This window comes from Acinetobacter sp. LUNF3, assembly GCF_022699605.1.
Lineage (GTDB): Bacteria > Pseudomonadota > Gammaproteobacteria > Pseudomonadales > Moraxellaceae > Acinetobacter > Acinetobacter johnsonii.
Window position 1 is genome coordinate 508,147 of record NZ_CP093968.1, and the last position, 20,247, is coordinate 528,393.

The 20,247-nt window shown below is 42.7% G+C and carries 19 protein-coding genes and 1 pseudogene; 13 read left to right on the forward strand and 7 right to left on the reverse strand.

The annotated features are described in order from the left end of the window. Positions 1-4 precede the first annotated feature (4 nt). Positions 5-943, reverse strand: a complete 939-nt coding sequence (locus MN200_RS02425) for a lauroyl acyltransferase (RefSeq protein WP_131229927.1) — start codon at positions 941-943, stop codon at positions 5-7. Positions 944-1,190: 247 nt separating this feature from the next. Further along, the gene (locus MN200_RS02430; RefSeq protein ID WP_004692515.1) at positions 1,191-3,086 is read right to left on the reverse strand and encodes an ATP-binding cassette domain-containing protein; all 1,896 of its coding nucleotides are present in this window, start codon (positions 3,084-3,086) and stop codon (positions 1,191-1,193) included. Positions 3,087-3,121: 35 nt separating this feature from the next. Between MN200_RS02430 and MN200_RS02435 the strand changes: the two genes are divergently transcribed. The 7 genes and pseudogenes from MN200_RS02435 (at position 3,122) to MN200_RS02465 (ending at position 10,353) form a co-directional block, all read left to right on the forward strand. After that, entirely contained in the window at positions 3,122-3,367 is a 246-nt protein-coding gene (locus MN200_RS02435) for a SlyX family protein (RefSeq protein WP_004692513.1), read from the forward strand. Between the two features lie 180 nt (positions 3,368-3,547). Continuing rightward, entirely contained in the window at positions 3,548-4,537 is a 990-nt protein-coding gene (locus MN200_RS02440) for a hypothetical protein (protein ID WP_058868880.1), read from the forward strand. Between the two features lie 70 nt (positions 4,538-4,607). Then, positions 4,608-5,057, forward strand: coding sequence for an ammonium transporter (locus MN200_RS02445; protein WP_004692510.1), 450 nt, complete (start codon positions 4,608-4,610; stop codon positions 5,055-5,057). A 36-nt stretch (positions 5,058-5,093) separates the two neighbouring features. After that, complete coding sequence (gene topA / locus MN200_RS02450; RefSeq protein WP_058868881.1) at positions 5,094-7,736, forward strand: type I DNA topoisomerase; 2,643 nt, start codon at positions 5,094-5,096, stop codon at positions 7,734-7,736. Between the two features lie 96 nt (positions 7,737-7,832). Then, positions 7,833-8,615, forward strand: a pseudogene (locus MN200_RS02455) (NYN domain-containing protein); the annotation flags it as partial. A gap of 290 nt (positions 8,616-8,905) precedes the next feature. Then, complete coding sequence (locus MN200_RS02460) at positions 8,906-9,664, forward strand: hypothetical protein (RefSeq protein WP_242760023.1); 759 nt, start codon at positions 8,906-8,908, stop codon at positions 9,662-9,664. A gap of 119 nt (positions 9,665-9,783) precedes the next feature. Continuing rightward, the gene (locus MN200_RS02465) at positions 9,784-10,353 is read left to right on the forward strand and encodes an HdeD family acid-resistance protein (RefSeq protein WP_004692502.1); all 570 of its coding nucleotides are present in this window, start codon (positions 9,784-9,786) and stop codon (positions 10,351-10,353) included. An 85-nt stretch (positions 10,354-10,438) separates the two neighbouring features. Here the strand turns inward: MN200_RS02465 and MN200_RS02470 are convergent, their stop codons facing one another. Beyond that, positions 10,439-10,888, reverse strand: a complete 450-nt coding sequence (locus MN200_RS02470) for a carboxymuconolactone decarboxylase family protein (RefSeq protein ID WP_058868883.1) — start codon at positions 10,886-10,888, stop codon at positions 10,439-10,441. Positions 10,889-11,190: 302 nt separating this feature from the next. Here MN200_RS02470 and MN200_RS02475 point away from each other — a divergent pair, with 302 nt between their 5' ends. The 6 genes from MN200_RS02475 (at position 11,191) to MN200_RS02500 (ending at position 16,214) form a co-directional block, all read left to right on the forward strand. Further along, positions 11,191-12,345: a glycerate kinase gene (locus MN200_RS02475; protein ID WP_242760024.1), complete on the forward strand. Its 1,155-nt coding sequence runs from the start codon at positions 11,191-11,193 to the stop codon at positions 12,343-12,345. A gap of 155 nt (positions 12,346-12,500) precedes the next feature. Continuing rightward, the gene (locus MN200_RS02480; RefSeq protein ID WP_242760026.1) at positions 12,501-14,489 is read left to right on the forward strand and encodes an ATP-dependent helicase; all 1,989 of its coding nucleotides are present in this window, start codon (positions 12,501-12,503) and stop codon (positions 14,487-14,489) included. 98 nt (positions 14,490-14,587) lie between these two features. Beyond that, positions 14,588-14,848: an RNA-binding protein gene (locus tag MN200_RS02485; protein ID WP_004692489.1), complete on the forward strand. Its 261-nt coding sequence runs from the start codon at positions 14,588-14,590 to the stop codon at positions 14,846-14,848. A 13-nt stretch (positions 14,849-14,861) separates the two neighbouring features. Next, positions 14,862-15,251, forward strand: coding sequence for an ASCH domain-containing protein (locus MN200_RS02490; RefSeq protein WP_058868885.1), 390 nt, complete (start codon positions 14,862-14,864; stop codon positions 15,249-15,251). A 75-nt stretch (positions 15,252-15,326) separates the two neighbouring features. Continuing rightward, positions 15,327-15,830 carry a DUF6586 family protein gene (locus MN200_RS02495; protein WP_058868886.1) on the forward strand — a complete coding sequence of 168 codons (504 nt, stop codon included), beginning with the start codon at positions 15,327-15,329 and terminating at the stop codon, positions 15,828-15,830. A gap of 105 nt (positions 15,831-15,935) precedes the next feature. Next, complete coding sequence (locus tag MN200_RS02500) at positions 15,936-16,214, forward strand: hypothetical protein (RefSeq protein ID WP_004692486.1); 279 nt, start codon at positions 15,936-15,938, stop codon at positions 16,212-16,214. Positions 16,215-16,272: 58 nt separating this feature from the next. On the opposite strand, the gene MN200_RS02505 is transcribed toward MN200_RS02500, so the two are convergent. The 4 genes from MN200_RS02505 to MN200_RS02520 form a co-directional block, all read right to left on the reverse strand. After that, the gene (locus MN200_RS02505; protein WP_058868887.1) at positions 16,273-17,988 is read right to left on the reverse strand and encodes a cation:proton antiporter; all 1,716 of its coding nucleotides are present in this window, start codon (positions 17,986-17,988) and stop codon (positions 16,273-16,275) included. A 144-nt stretch (positions 17,989-18,132) separates the two neighbouring features. After that, positions 18,133-18,288, reverse strand: a complete 156-nt coding sequence (rpmG, locus tag MN200_RS02510) for a 50S ribosomal protein L33 (protein WP_003654787.1) — start codon at positions 18,286-18,288, stop codon at positions 18,133-18,135. Positions 18,289-18,300: 12 nt separating this feature from the next. Then, positions 18,301-18,537, reverse strand: coding sequence for a 50S ribosomal protein L28 (rpmB, locus tag MN200_RS02515; protein WP_010325866.1), 237 nt, complete (start codon positions 18,535-18,537; stop codon positions 18,301-18,303). Between the two features lie 159 nt (positions 18,538-18,696). Next, complete coding sequence (locus tag MN200_RS02520) at positions 18,697-20,145, reverse strand: coniferyl aldehyde dehydrogenase (RefSeq protein WP_058868888.1); 1,449 nt, start codon at positions 20,143-20,145, stop codon at positions 18,697-18,699. Positions 20,146-20,247 lie beyond the last annotated feature (102 nt).

Consider the following 20,247-nt stretch of genomic DNA (forward strand, 5'->3'; position numbering starts at 1 on the left):
TTTGTTAAAAATAAATCTTGTCATAGCCTGCAGGGCGAGTTTTAAAGCGACGGTGGAACCACATATATTGAGTCGGAGCAATGCGGAGTTGATTTTCAATAATTTGATTCACACGTGTCGCATCATCGACTTCATCTTCACCGGGTAAGTTTTCGACCGCAGGTTCAATCAACACTTTGTATTGTGGGTTTTTAATATCCCCATCACGATAAAAATACAGAGGAATAGCTGCGGCTTTGGTCATTTTCAATAAACGACGGTGTGCTGTAACGGTCGCTGCGGGAACGCCAAAAAATGGCGCCATAACACCTTGTTTTAAGCCAAAGTCTTGATCTGGACTATACCAAATAGCATGGCCATTTTTTAAGTTACGGACCAAACCACGCATGTCATCATGATCAATTTGATGTGCATAAATGGTGGCACGGCAACGGTAGATGAGCATATCCAACAGTGGATTATTTTGTGGGCGATACACCACATCTGGTTCAAAATACTGCGCGCATAGATAACCACCCGCATCGAGCAAAGTAGAGTGGGTTCCTAAAAGCAGTGCGCCTTTACCTTCTGCTTGTGCTTTTTGAATATGTTCTAAACCTTCAATACTGACACGGCCAGTAAACCACTTTGGGCTATACCACGCATTCAGCGTTTCAAATGCGCCCAGCATTTGATCGACAAAAACTAAACGGGCATTTTCAAGGACTTCTTGGGCCGACCATTCAGGGAAACACACCTCCAGATTACGAACGGTGGTTTTACGTCGCGACTTCAAATATTTAAAGCTGAGGTTACCTAAAAGGGTGGCCAGTCGGTGTTGAATTGCCCATGGGAGAATCGCCAATATCATGAGAAAGACGATACCAATCCAAACGCCCCAATATTTGGGGTGCAGAAAAGACCACTGAAATTCACCGGGTTGATAGTCTGGCTTCGAACTCATAAATTGCGATAAAGGCTGAAAAAAGAATGTTTCGAGTTTAGCATGAAGCAAGAATGAAGGGTCAATGTTCAGAATCAACCCGATGTTCGCACTCTGCAAATGTGATGTGATATAGGCTTGGATGATGTAGACGAACGCACCTAAATGGAAGAGATGGACATCTTTTCGATGGTGGTGGGCACCCTCAGCTGAGCTCCATAAAAAAACTCCGCGTCACGCGGAGTTTTTTTATGGAGCTTACGAAAAATTATTTGGTTAAATTTTCCAGTTCTTCCCAACGTTCCAGTTTTTCCAGCAATAGCTCATCAATTTCAGTCAAACGATTCGACAACGTCATCGCCTTGTCTGCATCTGAAATAAATAATGAACCATCTGCAAGTGAAGCATTGATTTCCGCTTGCTCTTTTTCCAGTGCTTCCATTTCGGCAGGCAGTTGTTCAAGCGCACGTTGATCTTTATAGCTGAGTTTGACTTTTTTAGCAGGTGCTGCGTTCGCTTCAGCTTTCGCTGCTGCTTTTTTCACAGCACTTTTTTGATCAACCGCAGTTTGGTCTGGTCGCTGTTGTAAGTAATCTTGGTAACCACCGATGTATTCATCGATATTGCCTTTACCATCAAACACCCAAGTTGAGGTGACCACGTTATCCATAAAGGCACGGTCATGCGAAATAAGCAGTAAGGTGCCTTTGTAGTCGGACAACATTTCTTCTAGCAGCTCTAGTGTCACCATATCCAAGTCATTGGTGGGTTCGTCCATCACGATTAAGTTAGATGGCTTAAGTAGTAACTTGGCTAAAAGAATACGGTTACGCTCACCGCCTGAAAGAGCTTTGACTGGTGTACGCGCACGTTCTGGTGAGAACAAGAAATCTTGCAAATAGCTGTAAATGTGACGACGGTTGCCATTCACATCGACATGGTCAGAACCTTCTGACACGTTATCTTTGACAGATTTTTCAAGGTCGAGAGCATTACGTAATTGGTCGAAGTAAGCCACTTCCAATTGCGTACCTGTTTTCACCGTACCCGTATGTTCTTGTTCGCCTAAAATGGCTTTAATGAGGGTAGTTTTACCGACACCGTTGTCACCAACAAGACCAATACGGTCACCACGGAGCACCAATGCAGAGAAGTCTTTGATGATAGGTGCATCATGACCAAAGCGAACACTTAAGTTTTCAATTTCAAAGACTACTTTACCTGAACGGCTAGCGTCTTGTGTTGCCATGCTGACTTTGCCTTGCTGCGAACGGCGCGCTTTCGACTGTTCACGTAATTCTTTTAAGGCACGTACACGACCTTCGTTACGGGTACGACGCGCTTTAATCCCTTGGCGAATCCACACTTCTTCTTCAGCTAAACGTTTGTCAAACAGTGCATTCTGCTTTTCCTCAGCTTCCATTTGCTGTGCTTTTAGTTCGAGGTAGCGTGAGTAGTTACCCTCGTAACTGCGCAAAGTGCCACGGTCAAGCTCTACAATACGAGTTGCAATACTGTCTACAAATGAACGGTCATGCGAGATGAAGAGTAAAGTTAAATTATTTTGATCGAGTAAAAACTTCTCGAGCCATTCAATACTTTCAACGTCCAAATGGTTGGTTGGTTCGTCTAGTAATAGCACATCGGGTTGGGTAAGAAGCGCACGAGCAAGCAGCACACGGCGCTTACGACCACCCGATAAATCGGCCAAATCGGCATCTGGGTCTAGGCCCATTTTACTTAAAATAGAATTGACTTTGGTTTCTAAAGCCCAGCCATCCAACTGATCTAGTTTGTGTTGTAGGTTACCCATGCGGTCACACGCTTCCATGTCCCCGAGCACACAAGCATCACTGGCTTCATGATAGGCTCTGAGTACATCTGCGGCTTCACCTGCGCCGTCCGCCACGATATCCGCCACTTTGCCCGAGTCCATTGGCACGTCTTGCGCCAACATAGAAATGGTGATGCCATTTTGCAGAGAAACTTCACCAGAGTCGGGTAATAAACTTCCCTCGATCAGTTTAAGTAAAGTAGACTTACCTTCACCATTACGACCAATTAAACACACTCGTTCACCGCGCTCTAATGAAAAGTTCGCGCCATCGAGCAAGGCAGGTCCACCAAACGCAAGTTGGACATCCCTTAAAGTAATATAGGCCATAATGTTTCCTGAAAAATCTCAAATGAGGACTTGAAGTGTCTAAACAACAAAATATTGATAATCAAGCGCCATTGTCCGCACCCATTGAAGATTTGCAAGTCCGAATTGCATTTTTAGATGATTTAGTTGAACAACTCAATGAACAATTGGTGATTCAAGGACTGGAAATTGCTGATTTAAAAAAACAAATGCAAATTTTGTATCAACGTGTTGAATCTTCAGATTTGTCCGATGGAATTGCAACATTTGACCCGATGGCTGATCGTCCACCACATTATTAAGTTCATTTACTGTCTGTGGCTAAAAAATGCTGTGATGTGGGTTATAGATGTTGCTGAGTCTTCTCTCTTTTTCTTGTTTTACCCAACTCAAAGCTCGATTTGACTGACGAAATCATTTGACCTTTGATGCAGTTCCTACTCTAATAGCCGCTTTCTGGTGTATCCCATAAAAACTGTCCTATGACTCAAAAAGTTGTTCTTCTTGACCTTGAAAATAATGTTCCGACTGCCAAATTGTTGCGCGAGATTGTGGAGCATTATCCGACTTTGTATTTGTTTCATTGCCAAGGTCAATTTGAGTATGCATTGCAAGATTTGACGGAACTGGCTGCTTGGATCAGTAGTGGTCAAGTGGTGATTTTAGACACGCCCAAAGCCGAGCAAAAAGAGTTCGAATATGCCGTGGTGGTGGGGCAGTTAATGGCTTTGCTTGAGCCAGAAACGCAGGTTGAAATTATCTCTGCGGTCAATACAGCAGAGATACTTTTGGACTTAATGCAATCTTCGCATATTCAGAGCAATTTGATCCTCATTCAGTCTGAAGTGTTACCAAGTCAACGTCATCTTCCCAGTTTAGACAGCATCAAAAATCAGCCTTATTTAAAAATGGTCAAAAAATATTGTGATGCTTTGGGTAAAATGTCAGGTAAGCCGAACACATTGGACGGTCTAAAAAATTCAATAAGTAATATTTTGCAACTCGTACCTGAAAAGACGCAACGGGTAGTGGGGATGTTGATTAATCTCAAAATCATCAAACGCTATGATGAGCAAATTCGCTTTCGTAAAAAAGTGTTGAAGCAGTGGTTGGCACTGAATTTAGATGAACAAGACCCAATTTCACAGCCGCAAAGCATGCAACAAGCGCTACAGCAACTGCAAAAAGACAGTGTCGTGGATAAGCTTGTACCAACTGCAGATACGCAGTCCGTGCAACAAGAGTTGTTTAAAAACTTTGCACAGATTGACCCTGTACAGCTTGAGGTCGCACGAAAACTGCGCGAGTTAAAAACCAATAAACCCAAAGATATCTATGCACTCCGTGATTTGCTTGAGCAAATGTTTCCGAAGTCAGATGTGCGTATGTTACTGAAAGAGTTACTCGATAAAGGCTATATTTACTGGAATGGACATGAAGTTCTATATAGTCATGAAATGTTCTTAAATTAATTTTATCGTTCAAACTTGCGTTTTATATTGTGCTTATGCAACTCTAATAAAGGAATAAAAAGGTTGTGCTATGGAAAATACTGGAATTTGGGTTGTCGGATTTATCATCTTATTCATCCTCGGTTCGATTTTTGGACTTCGTGTAAGTCCAAGAGAAAAAGCTTTAGGTGAAATGCGTGATAAAGCGCGCAAGATGGGTTTACACCCGCGTTTAGTCGCAGCACCTGACTGGACGAAAATACCAATGGCTTCGGAAAACCGTGCCAGCATGGTGGCGTACTACAGTGTCCTGATTCCAGAAGCACGCCTACCTTTAATGCGCGCTCGCGTTGTTGATCAACAGCTTGAACTCATTACAGGTGATGACAAGTTTAAACATTTACCCATTGAATTAAAGGGTATTTATGCTATTGATATGCAAGCAAACTGCGTGGGACTCTATTGGGATGAGCATTCTGACTTAAGAGCAACCCAGTTAGATGCCATGAAAGCATATTTACAGTCTTTGGCTGAACTTTAATTTTACAGACCCATTGAAACAGGATTAACGGTTAATATGGCGAAAGCTCCTCGGTCCACATCCAAAAGTACTACAGCAGATTCTCCTGAGGCTGGGAAAAAGCGTGCTTTAGTGATTGTGGAGTCGCCTGCAAAAGCGAAAACAATCAATAAATATTTAGGCTCGAATTACATTGTGAAGTCGTCTGTGGGTCACGTGCGTGATTTACCTACAGGTGGTTCCAGTAAGACTGCAGAAAAGAAGCCAGCAACACGAACCAAACTGACCGATGCTCAGAAAGCTGAAAAAGCACAAAATGCACTGGTCAATCGTATGGGGGTTGATCCTGAGCATGACTGGAAAGCACATTATGAAGTGCTTCCAGGCAAAGAGCATGTGGTTGCTGAACTGAAAAAGCTTGCTTCGCAAGTTGACGAGGTCTATCTCGCAACGGACTTGGACCGTGAAGGGGAAGCGATTGCTTGGCATTTAAAAGAAGTAATTGGTGGCGATGACTCACGTTATCAACGTGTGGTGTTCAACGAAATTACCAAAAATGCCATTCAAGATGCATTTAAGCATCCAGCACGCCTTGATATCAATAAAGTGAATGCGCAACAAGCACGCCGTTTTTTAGACCGTGTTGTTGGCTTTATGATTTCGCCCTTACTTTGGGAAAAAATTGCCCGTGGCTTATCGGCAGGTCGTGTTCAGTCTGTCGCAGTTAAATTGGTGGTTGAGCGTGAGCGTGAAATTCGTGCGTTTATTCCCGAAGAATACTGGCAAGTTTTTGCAGACACCAAGTCACAGAGCGATGAGATTCGTTTAGAAGCCGTCAAACAAGCAGGTAAAGCTTTAAAGCTACGCAATAAAGCCGATACTGATGCTTTACTGAAGCTCATTAAAGACGCAGATTACAAAGTTTCAGCACGTGAAGATAAACCAACTAAGGTGAATCCGAGTGCGCCGTATATCACCTCGACTTTACAACAAGCAGCCAGTACACGTTTGGGTTTCTCTGTGAAGAAAACCATGATGTTGGCGCAGCGTTTGTATGAAGCGGGTTTTATTACCTATATGCGTACCGACTCGACGTTTTTGAGCGACGATGCGGTGAATATGGTACGTCATCATATTGAGACCGAGTTTGGTGCGAAGTATCTGCCTGCTAAGCCGAACCGCTATGGTAACAAAGCGGGTGCACAAGAAGCCCACGAAGCGATTCGTCCATCGAATGTTGCGTTAAAAGGTGACAGCTTGGTGGGTGTGGAACGTGATGCACAACGTTTGTATGATTTGATTTGGCGTCAATTCGTCGCGTGTCAAATGACACCAGCAGAATACTTGTCATCGACTATTTTAGTGGATGCCAACGGTGTTGAACTTAAAGCCAAAGGTCGCACCTTAGTCTTTGATGGTTTCACTAAAGTCCGTGGTCAAAACAAGTCAGACGATGATGTGTTATTGCCTGCGGTGAAAGTTGGTGAAATTCTGAAGCTTGAAAAATTAGATCCATCGCAACACTTTACCAAGCCACCAGCACGTTTTACTGAAGCGTCATTGGTGAAGGAGCTTGAGAAAAAGGGCATTGGTCGACCATCGACTTATGCGGCGATTATCTCGACCATTCAAGACCGTGGTTATGTCAAACTCGAGAACCGCCGTCTGTATGCAGAAAAAATGGGTGAGATTGTTACTGATCGTTTAGATGAAAGTTTCAATAACCTCATGAACTATGACTTTACTGCGGACTTAGAAGGTCAGCTCGATAAAGTGGCAGATGGTGAACGCAACTGGAAAGAGTTGCTCGACAGTTTCTATGGCGACTTTAAAAAGCGCCTGACCAATGCGCAAGGTGAAGGCGGTATGCGCCGCAACCAACCTGTAGAGGTTGAAGCAGTACACTGTAAAGAATGTGACCGTCCAATGCAGATTCGTACGGGAACCACAGGTGTCTTCTTAGGGTGTTCTGGCTATAACTTACCGCCGAAAGAGCGTTGTAAAGGCACGTTAAACTTAACGCCTGTTGAATCACTTGCCGCACTTTCTGATGATGACGCAGCAGAAACGGCAGATTTGATGTCGAAAAAACGCTGTCCAATCTGTGAAACTGCGATGGACAGCTATGTGATCGATGGTGGTCGTAAGCTACATGTCTGTGGTAATAACCCAGACTGTGCTGGTTTTGAACTTGAAGAAGGTGAGTTCAAGATCAAAGGTTATGATGGCCCAACCATTCCATGTGATAAGTGTGATGGGGAAATGCAGCTGAAGACGGGTCGTTTTGGTCCTTATTTTGCTTGCTCAAGCTGTGATAACACACGTAAAGTCTTAAAAAGTGGTCAACCTGCACCTCCGCGTGTAGACCCGATTAAGATGGAACATTTACGTTCAACTAAGCATGATGACTTTTTTGTATTACGTGATGGGGCGGCTGGTTTATTCTTGGCGGCAAGTAAGTTCCCGAAAGTACGTGAAACACGTGCACCAAAGGTTTCGGAACTTCGTAGTGTTGCCGATCAGCTTGATCCAAAGTATCAGTTTATTTTGCAAGCACCTGATGTTGACCCTGAAGGGAATCCAACTTTGGTGAAATTTAGCCGTAAGAATCAAGCGCAATATATTGGTTCTGAAACGCCTGAAGGTAAGCAAACCAAGTGGTCATTGGTGTTCAATGATGGAAAATGGGTTGAAGCTTAAGTTTTAATTGCTTAGAAATAATCAAGAAATGCTCACTTTGGTGGGCATTTTTTATGTCAAAATGATTCTCAAATAATCATAATATTTGGGGTGTATGTGGACATACAAACAAAAAAATTTGCAGTGCTAATTGATGCTGATAATTCATCTATTAGTGCAATTCCATCAGTACTTGAAGAAGTAGCTAAATATGGTATTGCTAGTGTCAAGCGTGTGTATGGTGATTGGAGTAGCGACACTTTGAAAAATTGGCGTGAAGTGCTTTTACCTCATGCAATCACGCCAGTTCAGCAGTTTGCCTATACAAAAGGTAAAGATGCTACAGATATGATTTTAATTATTGATGCGATGGACTTACTTTATGCTGGGGCCTTGGATGGTTTTTGTATCGTTTCTAGCGATAGTGATTTTACCCCTTTAGCATCTCGTATCCGTGAAAATGGCTTAAGTGTTTATGGATTTGGGAAAAAGAAAACTCCAGAGGCTTTTAAGAAAGCTTGTGATAAATTCATTTATATAGAAAATTTAATTTCAGATAGTGATCTTAAAAATATTGAAGATGAGTTCCTTTCTGAATCTACGGCCAAAAAAATAGTAGAAACCTTGAAAGCAACTGATCGAAAAGAAGCAATCCAACCAAAAGAAAGAATTATTCCAGAATCAGTTGATCGGGCAACCTTAAATTTGATTTATAAAGCCGTTAAAGATAATTCGGATGATAGTGGCTGGGCGTATTTAGGGTTAGTAGGTGGTTATATTAATGCTGTGAAACCTGATTTTGATACCAGAAACTATGGTTTTGATAAATTATCTAGTTTAGTTAAAGCTTTAGGTATTTTTGAGACTAAAATGAATGGAAGCCAAATGTATTTAAGGAAAAGTAGTTTTAGTACATTTATTCGCTTAGTGCAAAAGGCAATTAATAATTACTCAGTAGATAATGGTTGGGTTCAGATGTCTGATATTATTAAATATTTGAAAAATTCTGATTTAAATATTAGAAATTATGAAGAAGCTGTAGAATCAATACACTCTGGTTGGCTTGAGTTTAAAGAATTAGATAATAATAAGTTTGTAAAAATTAATAGAGTTCTGCTTTAGATTTTATTGGCGTACTAAATCAGTTGATATTTTTAGATAAGCGATTAAGAAAATTGGATTTTGGGGATATGTGGAAAAAAATTCGTATTTTAATCTTGCTGTTGATTTTGTTGGTAGTGGCGCTAAATGCATATCGAGATCAAAATCAAGATTGGAGCAAGCCAATTATTGTATTACTGCATCCAGTGAATGCAGATGGGCAAGGTACAACTCAGCAATATATACAGCAATTGACGCCTGCGAACTTAAAAGGGGTACAAGGTTATTTAGAGCAGATGTCGGCGACATATCGCGGCCAACCGATTGCGATTTATTTCCAACTAGGGCGTGAACTCAAACAGCTACCGCCGAAAGTACCTGAGCAGGCAAGTTTATTGGATACGGTCTTGTGGAGCTTAAAGTTCCGTTATTATGCATGGAAAAACCATCAAGGTTCAGATGGTGCACCCGCTGTTACTTTGTATTTGAACTATTATGACCCAGCACTGACCAAAGAGCTGAAACACTCGACAGCTTTGCAAAAAGGTCGTATCGGTTCGGTGAATTTATTTGCATCTAACAAGCAAACCGAGCAAAACAAAGTCGTGCTTGCACATGAGCTTTTACATGCCTTTGGTGCCAGTGATAAATACGACTTAGCCACAGGACAGCCGATGTATCCTGCGGGTTATGCTTATCCAAATCAACAACCGCTGTTCCCTCAAGCCAAAGCTGAATTAATGGCCGGGCACATTCCGACCTCACAAACACAGAGTAAAATGCCTGAATCGATTGATGAAACATTGGTGAATGAGATCACTGCGATTGAAATTGGGTGGAAAAAGTAACTGTGGATAATGCTGTGTTTATCCACAGCATGGATTGATTGTGTGGATAAACTCAAGCCTACAAGTTCGCTGCAAAACATGTTAAAACTAAGTGAACGAAAATCAAACTTGAGAAGAAGATGAAAACAGTCGGTAATGATTTAGTTCGCCATCAACTCCATGAAAATCGTAAATGGTATTTGGGTTTAGGGATTTTATTGGTGTTGTTTGGTTTCGTTCTTTTGGCCGCTTTGCCTTTTGCCACCTTATCTGTGGTGTTTATCTTTGGCGTGCTGATGATGATAGGTGGTGTTCTACACTTCATCGCAGCCTTTAAGATTTTTGAGGGTGGCTTCCGTTGGTTATGGGCATTGTTTGGTGTGTTGTATTTGGTCGCAGGCTATTACGCATTTAGTACCCCTGTGAAAACAGCCATTGTTTTGACCAGTGTTTTAGCGGTTTTTCTGATTATTGCTGGGGTCATTCGTATCTTTAATGCAATCTTATTTCGAGCATTCCAAGGTTGGGGCTGGACACTTTTTTCTGGTGTTTTAACTCTGCTGGCAGGCATTATGATTTTAACCACACCAGATGCTCCATTTTGGGTGCTGGGCTTATTTCTTGCTTTTGATATTTTATTCCAAGGGATTAATTATCTGACTCTAGCGGCAGCCATTAAGCAGATTCCACCAGCAAGCCAATCTGAATAAAGCATTCTTAAAAAATAAAAGGGAGTCCCATGCAGGCTCCCTTTTTTCGTGTGCTTTATATCATGTGCAAAGCTGAATGGCAGGTTTACGGATTGACGGCATATTGACTTGAAATCGCAATACGATTCCACGTGTTAATCACAATCGCGATCCATTCAATAGCGGCAATTTCTGCATCGGATAAGATTCTTGCTGCTTCTTGATACGCCGAATCGGGGAAATGCTGCTGAGCAATGAGTGTGATTTCTTCAATTAAAATCAGTGCGGCGCGTTCTTTTTCGGAAAAATATCCACTTTCTTGCCATGCACTGATGAGGGCAATCCGTTCCATTGATTCACCTGCTTTCATGGCATCTTGCGTATGCATACGCACGCAGAATGCACATTGGTTAATCTGTGAGGCTCTCAGTTTCAACAAGTGTGAAAACCCAATCTCAAGACCTGCTTGTTGGACTTTTTGCATGGATAAGTTTTCGAGTTCTAAAACCGTTTTATACAGTTCAGGTGCGGCTTTTCCCAAGTTAATTCGTTGCATACATCACCTATTTTTTTAAAGAGCGTTGAATGTTTAATGATGATTTTATCGGCTAATTGATTCGCACTTTGTTTAATTTATGCATTAAAACCAAATGAACTATGGTGGTCGTTTTGGTGACAGCACAGTAAAGCTCTTCTATGTTTAAAATTAAAAAATCATTGAGGTTATTTTGACTTTATCGAGATGTATTCAGTTTCAATCACAACGAACTGTGTCAAGGACAATGAAAAGAGAAAAATGCGGGCGGGAAATTTATAAATCGTGTTATTAATAAATTAAATTTTCTAAAAAAATTATGGATGATGACAACTTTTATTTTAGCGCCCGATTCATTTAAAGAAAGTATGACAGCAGAACAGGCCTGTGCGGCGATGCAGCGTGGAATTCAAAACATAATCCCTGATGCTGTATGTATACATGTGCCGATGGCCGATGGCGGCGAAGGCACAGTCGATGCTTTATTAACATCATTAGCAGGCCAAAAGATCGAATGTGAGGTAACAGGGCCATTGCCATCACAACGAGTTAAAACGTATTGGGGCTTATTTGACGGTCGGCAAACGGCTGTTATTGAAATGGCCAAAGCCAATGGTATTCATCTGCTTGAGCCCACACAGCGAAACCCATTACTGACCACAACTTTAGGGACAGGGCAAATGATTCGGCATGCATTGGATATAGGCGTGTCCAAAATCATTTTGGCTCTTGGAGGCAGTGTTACTAATGATGCAGGTAGTGGTATGGCACAGGCGCTTGGAGTACGCTTTTTAGATGCACAAGGGCGGGAAGTGCCCGTTGGTGGTGGCCATTTACAAGATATTGAACGGATTGATATGCAGGCTTTAGACCCACGCTTGCACGGGGTTCAAGTTTTGATTGCCTCTGATGTCTCCAATCCACTATGTGGCGTGCAAGGCGCTTCGTATGTGTTTGGCCCGCAAAAAGGGGCGAGCGCAGAGATGGTTGAGCAGTTGGATCAAAACTTGAGTCACTTTGCAGATGTGGTGGAAACACAGCTTAATCTACAGATACGTAATGTCGCAGGGGCAGGCGCCGCAGGAGGGCTAGGTTTTGGTCTAATGGCCTTTACGGGCGCTAAGCTTCAGTCTGGCGCGAAGTGGGTGATTGAGCAAACTCAACTGGCGGAGAAAATAAAGCAAGCCGATTATGTCTTTACTGGTGAAGGCAGTATCGACTTCCAAACCAAGTTTGGCAAAACGCCGTGGGCGGTGGCTCAGTTAGCCAAGCAGTTGAATAAACTGGTGATTGCCTTTGCTGGACGTGTCGGAGAGGATGTTGAGGCATTATTTGATGAAGGGTTTAGTCAAATTGTTTCGATCAATGAACCCGACTGTGATTTAGCAACAGCATTGAAAAATGCAGAACAGCATTTGCAAAACAGTTGTGAGGACATTACTCGACTTTTGCTTTTAAAGCATACTGAGCAAGCTTAATTTTAAATTTTTGAGGCAGTAAGCGGTTCGAGCATAAGGTCTTAGCCCTAGATTTGAAGGTGTATTTTAGATAGAAATGGATAATCGTTGCTGCAGCCTCATATTGATGTCATAGATTTGTTAGACTAGTAGCATCCACGAATTGATGAGTGATTATGAGTTTAGCCAGCCTAATTGATGAATTAAACCCGCAACAAAAACAAGCTGCCACGACTGAGTCGCAACACAGTCTGGTGCTCGCAGGGGCTGGCTGTGGCAAGACGAAAACCATTGTGGCACGAGCGGCGTACCTAATTGATCAAGGGATTCCTGCCAACCAAATCCAAATTTTAACCTTTACTCGTCGTTCAGCCAGCGAGATTGTGGCGCGAGTGGAATTGGCTTTAGGTGAGCAGGCAAAAGGATTGCGCGCTTCCACTTTTCATACTTTTTGTATGTATCTACTGCGCCGTGTACCGAAAGCCTTTGGTTTAGAACAATTTTCAATTATTGATCGTGATGATCAGTTGATGATGTTCCGCCTGATTCGTGGGAAAGATGATAAGAAAAATCCCAATCAGCTGCCTAAACCGCAAGAACTGTGTGACCTATATTCTTTTGCACGTAATACGCGTCAAAAGTTGAGTGATGCCTTAGAAAAACAGCATCCTGAGCATTTGGCTTTTAAAGATCAAATTGCGGAAATCATGAAAGAGTACGAGACACGCAAGCGTGCCCGTAGCTTTTTAGATTATGACGATATTCTGGCGATCGTGGCTTCAGCACTCGACCAGTCAGAAGGTTTAGCCGACTATGTGGCATCGCTCTGTAAACACATGCTGGTCGATGAAATGCAGGACACCAACCCTTTGCAGTGGGCCTTGCTTGAACCTCTCAAAGACAAAGTGAACCTGTTCTGTGTCGGTGATGATGCACAGTCGATTTATGGTTTCCGTGGAGCAGATTTTGAAAATATTCACCATTTTAAAGACCGTGTGCCGAATGCTCAGGTGTTTAAATTGGAGCAAAACTATCGTTCAACCCAAGAAATTTTAGACCTTTCAAATTGGCTGCTCGATCAATCTGAGATTCAATATAACAAACGCCTAGATGCTCATCGGGGTGAGGGCGTGAAGCCTCGCATGCACATTTTCCCAAATGAGTTTGATGAAGCAAAATGGATCGCGATCGACATTAAAGAGCGCCATTACTTACAAGGCAGTAAATGGTCGGATCATATGGTCTTGGTGCGTTCTAGCTTTGCAGCACGGCATATTGAGGCAGCATGTATTGCAGCCAATGTCCCCTATCGATTTATTGGGGGTATGAAACTGCTTGAAACCGCGCATGTGAAAGATTTGCTCAGTCTGCTGCGCGTGATTGCCAATCCTCTCGATGATATTGCATGGATGCGTTTTCTCACTCTGTGGAATGGGGTGGGAGATGTAGGTGCAAGCCGTCTTGCTCAGCAACTTTTACTGGAGCCTGAGTTTGATTTGATCTTTGATAAATTAGAAAAATTTGGACGGATTCCTGCTGAAACATTGTTGATCATGAAGCAAATGACGGTACTGAAACAGGAAGTACAGGCTTGCGTCGGTTTGGGTATTCAAGCGATTGAAGCACAATTGGCTGAAAATTATAAAAAAGACTGGAACCGCCGCCAAGGTGACTTTGAACTGGTCAAACAATTAGCTTCTAAACATACCCAGTTGAGTGAGTTCCTAGAGGAATATGTGCTTGATCCTGTGTCGATTTCTGAAATTGAACGCCAGTCCGATAGCGATGTCGTCACTCTGATTACCATTCACTCGGCCAAAGGGACAGAGCAAAAGGTCTGTTATGTGGTCAATGTCACTCCGGGGCAATATCCACATGCACGTGCTCAAGGTGATTTTAATGATGTCGAAGAAGAGCGTCGGGTCTTATATGTGGCACTGACCCGTGCGCAGAATGAGCTGATTTTAACCAAGCAAAATTTAAGTCTGTGGGCGCGAGACGTGATTGATGAGCAAGGGCGCAAAGTCGAAAGTTATTTTTTGAATGATCTGACGCGAAATTTGTGTAGCATGGAAACTCACCATAAGCCTCGTCAGCAAACCGTAAAGAGTGCTTTAATTGAGCGCCAATCGATTAATTTAGATTTTGGTATTAATCTCGATTAAACTAAACAGATTACATTGTGGTATTTGTTGTGCAATGTTCAGAAAGTAGCGTAGGCGATTGCTTTTTGATGATTTTGCCTATTTTTGAAGGTTGTAAGATGAAAATTTTAGTTCGTAATTTAGAGCGTACAGTGGCTGAAGCTGAACTGCTTGAATTATTTAAGCAATATGGCACAGTTGCATCATGTAATTTAATCCTTGATGCAGCAACAGGTAAATCGAAAGGTTTTGCTTTTGTTGAAATGCCGCATGCACGTGAAGCGATTAAAGCCATTAAAGGGCTTAATACACTACGTTTGCATGGTACTGGTATTCGCGTCAAACAGGCGGAAGATAAACCTGAGAAGCCAGAAGCATAAGTAAAAAAGAGCAATGGATGCTCCTTTTTTATGGGATAAAGTGAAAAAAATCTATCCAGCTTTATCGATTGTTGCACCGATGGGACGACAAATCTCTCAAGGAAATAAAACCTTAGAGATCCGTTCTTGGCGACCAGAGCAATGGCCACTTAAAGATTTGATTATTGTGGAAAATAAGCACTATTTAACCCACGAGGACGATGAAGAGTTGGGGTATGCTGTTGCTATGGTTGATGTTGAGTCGATTCACTCATGGAGAGAAGATGAGCTTGATTCGGCGATGGCATCATATTGGGAAGAGGGATATTGGGCTTGGGTACTCACAAATGTGCGTCCCATGCATATTTCGATGCCTGTCATAGCAAAAAGAAAGATTTATTTTATTGAAATAGATCATGCATAATTTTTATTATGCGCTGCTGTATAGAAAGATTACTCTTAGAATTGTTATAAACGCCAAAACTTAGGAACACCCTTCATGACTCGTGTTGCCCGTTACCATGCTGATCGCACTAACCAAAAACTCTACTTTGCTCGACTTTCATGTCAACAAGCAGAACAAATTGATCATGTGCAACAAGCTCAGGCTTACCGTGAGGCTGCTGTGTTTCACTTGCATGGCGCGGTGCTTGCGTTTCTACAAGAGTTGGTCCGTTACTACCGCTTAAATGACTTAAACCCGACGTTGAAGTCCATAGAAGAGCATATGGCAGCTAAAGGACAAGTCTCGCCTGAAGTGACTGTGATGCAACAACTGTCGAAAGAAGGTTTCATTGCCGAGTTAAAACGTGCTTATTGCTTGTGTCAGTATGCGCCAGAGCCGAGTACACCTGAACCTGAGTCAGAAACTTCATCGAATCTGATCATTAAAGTGACTCAAACCCCTCAGGCATGGTTACCCGATACCAAAATTTTACGTGAGTGGCATCGAGACTTAACGGCGTTGATCGATGGCTTTCGGAAAGAGATGGTTGAATTCTAAAAGCGATGACCAACGCTTGAAGTTTGAAAATTTGTCCTTATATCAATAAGTCTAAGCGAAGCAAAGTGCAACTGCCTTTGCCACCATGTTGAACATGGAGGAAATATGTCTATAGAACAATTGAAAGAATTATTTGGAAATCAAGAAGCCATTTTAGAATTGGTTCAACTTGAAGGTGGTGAGCTCGCACTACGTAACGCAGGTTCGGAGAGTGCGCCTTTAGTCACGATCCAGTTTAATGAAGAGCTCAAAGCATTATTGGGCGACCAGACAACAGTCGTTGCTCAGCAGATGGTGCAAGCGGCTTTATACGGCTTACTTGAAAAACAAGTAGGCGAGTGGCAAGCGGAAGTGGTGGATGAAAAGCCACAGTTCTTCAGCTAAGTCGAATAAGAAAAAAACGCACTGAACAGTGCGTTTTTTTGTATCCAGTGTTTGTTCCTTAGTGGGTGGGTGCTTGATGATGTGCAATTTGAATTTGATTTAAAATATGATTGCTCATATTTTTCGCCATTTCCTCTTTTGCAAAATAAACTTCACCAATTTGATCGCGGCGAATCACTTCAGCTTCTTCTTTACTTTCTGCACACACCAAAACCTGAATCTCAGGATTGAGGGTTTTGGCAATATCCACGATTTTATGAATATCTAAAATATCCATCGGGGAAAGTACCAACAGGCGCGCATGCTGAATATGGGCTTGAATCAGTACGCCAGGGTCTGTCGCCATCCCAGAAACAGCCGCAATGCCTTTTTCACGCAGGTTTTCTACAATTTCACGGTTTTCTTCCGCAATCACCACTTTAATGTCTTCGGCCATCAATTGTTTGGTAATGCGACGGCCAACTTCACCATGTCCAACAATTACCACTTGGTCACGTAAGTAATCTTGTGAGACTTCATCAGGCAGCATTGCCAATGGGTCACCACTACGTTCCAGTAAGCGTGCTAGATGCGAGCGCTCACGAATCCAACGTTGTACAGGCTCAATTGCGGAGAACACAAAACTGTTTAAGGTGATGGAGATAAGTGCTCCTGCCAAAATTAGGTTTTGCCCTTCTAAGGACAAGAGTTTAAGTGAAACCCCGAGTGTCGCTAAGATGAAGGAAAACTCACCAATCTGTGCCAGTGACGCACCGACGGTGAGGGCAGTATTGATGGGGTAGCGGAAAAAGAGTACTAGTGCCATAGCGGCAATAGTTTTGCCGACCATAATAATTGCAACGACTGCAAGCACATGCACCGGTTGTTCCACTAAGATGCGCGGGTCAAATAACATACCCACTGCAACAAAGAACAAAATGGCAAAAATTTCACGTAGAGGAAGGGTTTCTTCTTCGGCACGGTGGCTAAAGTCAGACTCTTTAACGACCATCCCGGCAAAGAAAGCGCCCAGTGCCATGGAAACACCGAAAATTTTGTACGCGCCAAAGGCGATTGAGACCGCAGCAGCCACCACGGTTAAGGTAAACAGTTCACGTGAACCAAGACGAGCGACAAATTGCATGATCATTGGAACAAGACGTTTCCCGATGATCAGCATAAAAGCGATGAAACCTACCACTTTAAGTAAGGTGATGCCTAAGGTAAGCCAAATGTTATCATCAGCACCGCCTGCAAGGACCTCTCCACCGAGTAGCACTGCTGTAGCGGGTAAGAGTACCAGCACCAAGACCATGACCAGATCTTCAACCAAGAGCCAACCTACGGCAATTTTACCGTTGACTGAATTGAGTAGACCACGGTCTCCCAGTGCTTTGAGTAATACCACTGTACTGGCACAGGACAGGCTTAAGCCGAAGACCAAGGCAGAGCCAAAACTCCAACCCCAGATCATACTGACGCCTATTCCGAGCAGGGTCGCGACAGCAATTTGTAAAATAGCACCAGGCAGTGCAATGCGTCGAACTTGTAATAAGTCATTGAGAGAAAAATGCATGCCCACACCAAACATGAGGAACATGACCCCAAGTTCAGCCAATTGGTTCGCTAGATGAATGTCCGCGACAATACCCGGGGTATTGGGACTAATAATGATACCCGCAATCAGATAACCAATGAGTGGGGGAAGGCGTAAGCGTACGGCAAGATAGCCGAAAATGAGCGCGAGCCCAAAACCGACAGCAAGTAATATAATGAGATCTACGTCATGAGGCACTAAAAACTCCTTAAGCAAAAGTTAAGGGTGAAAAAGAAGCAAAGCACAAAAGGTGCCAAAAGAGATTAAAAGTTTAACAAGTCGAACGAAAAAAAAGCAAAAAAAAACGACCTAAAGCAGGTCGTTTTTTCCAAAAAACTAAAATTATTTAATTTTAGCTTCTTTGAAGATTACGTGTTGACGGATTTTTGGATCAAATTTTTTGATTTCCATTTTTTCCGGCATAGTACGTTTGTTCTTAGTTGTGGTATAGAAATAACCTGTACCAGCAGTAGAAACTAGGCGAATTTTATCACGCATGGTTCAGACTCCTTAGATCTTTTGACCTTGAGCACGTAGGTCAGTAACAACCTTCTCGATACCCAATTTGTCGATAATACGCATACCTTTTGTAGTTAGACGAAGACGTACGAAACGTTTTTCGCTTTCTAACCAGAAACGGTGGTGATGCAGGTTCGGCTCGAACCGGCGTTTGGTTTTGTTATTGGCGTGCGAGACGTTGTTGCCAACGACTGGACGCTTGCCGGTAACTTGGCAAACCTTAGACATGGTGAACTCCATTGCTAGACAGCACCGATTGTGCGCTAGTTATTAAGTAAACGGATGAAATCATTCAAGGGGCGTTTTATACCAAAAATGCGCTTAAAAGACAAGCGATTTTCATTAAAACTAGGCATGAACCCGTGCGATAGGTCATGCCTTGATCATTTAGCGAAGAAGGGTCTTTGAAATCAACTTGTGAATTGGTTTGTTAAACGGTGGGAGAATGAATTTCAAGCTATATAACTTGGGATTCGACATCACTGACCGTTCATGCGACAAACTGAAGAAACCTTCTGGACCATGATATTTCCCCATACCTGATGCACCAACGCCACCAAATGGTAAATCGTCTTGTGCGACATGGGTCAAAACCGTGTTTTGTCCGAAATGCCCTGAATGAGTACGCTGTGCAACATAATCTGCACGCGCCTGATCAAAGTCGAAGTAGTATAATGCAAGTGGACGCGGACGGCTATTAATAAACTCGATAACATCGTCTATTTGATCATATTCCATGATCGGCAACAGTGGCCCAAAGATTTCGTCTTGCATAATACGCATGTCAGGTGTGACCCCAGTTAACAGTGTAGGGGGCACTTTACGTGTATCGGAGAAGGTTTCATGGGCTGGGTTAATCTCAACCACCTGCGCTCCATGCTCACGTGCATTTTCAAGATAGCCTTGCAAGCGGTTGTATTGGCGGCCATTAATAATCGAGGTGTAGTCTGGATTATGCAGAATGTCGGGATACATCTCTTCCACACACTCGCGGAAGTGCTCAATGAACTCGGCAGTTTTACCTTTAGGCAAGAACATATAGTCAGGTGCAACACAGGTTTGACCTGCATTCCACAGTTTACCTGCAGCAATCCGCTGTGCAACATCCCGTAAATGAATAGAAGGATGTACTAATACTGGTGATTTTCCGCCAAGTTCGAGAATCAATGGAACGAGGTTCTCTGCCGCAGCAGACATGACGGTTTTACCGACATTGGTTGAACCTGTGAAAATCAGTTTGTCAAAAGCCAGACGACAAAAGGCATCCGAGATCGCGCCACCGCCATTGGTCACGGAAACTAATTCTTGAGGAAAGGCTTCAGAGAGCGCTTTTTCAAGAATGCGACCAAAGTTACTCGATGAACTAGAAATCTTAATCATGGCATGGTTACCTGCCGCCAAAGCACAAATTAAGGGTCCAATCGAGAGTAATAAAGGATAGTTCCATGGGGTAATAATACCGATCACACCTAAAGGTTGATATTGCACCCATGCTTTAGCCGGCTGGTGAATGATGGAAACGTGACGTTTCGAGGGTTTCATCCACGTGGTTAAATGCTTGCTATAATATTTGATGTGTTCAAGGCAGGTGAGTAATTCCCCAATTTTGGTTTCACTGGTGGAGCGGTTGCCATAGTCTTGATTAATTGCCTCTGCAAATTGATCTTGATACTTAACTAAGATACGCTTAAGTCGTGCCAAACGGTCAATACGCTCTTTTGCGGTTGGCAATGGATAACGTAAATAAGCGTGCTTTTGCTGTTCAAGCACATCATGTAGGTGCTGAATATCATAAGAATGTGGTGTCAATGAAGTTGTTTTTGTTTGACTGTTCATGCCGCACTACCATTTCAAATTTCAATTTATGTTTAATTTTTAGAGTAATTGCTCTAATTAGTCAAGTTACTTTATGTGTTAGTCTTCTAATGCACTGAATGA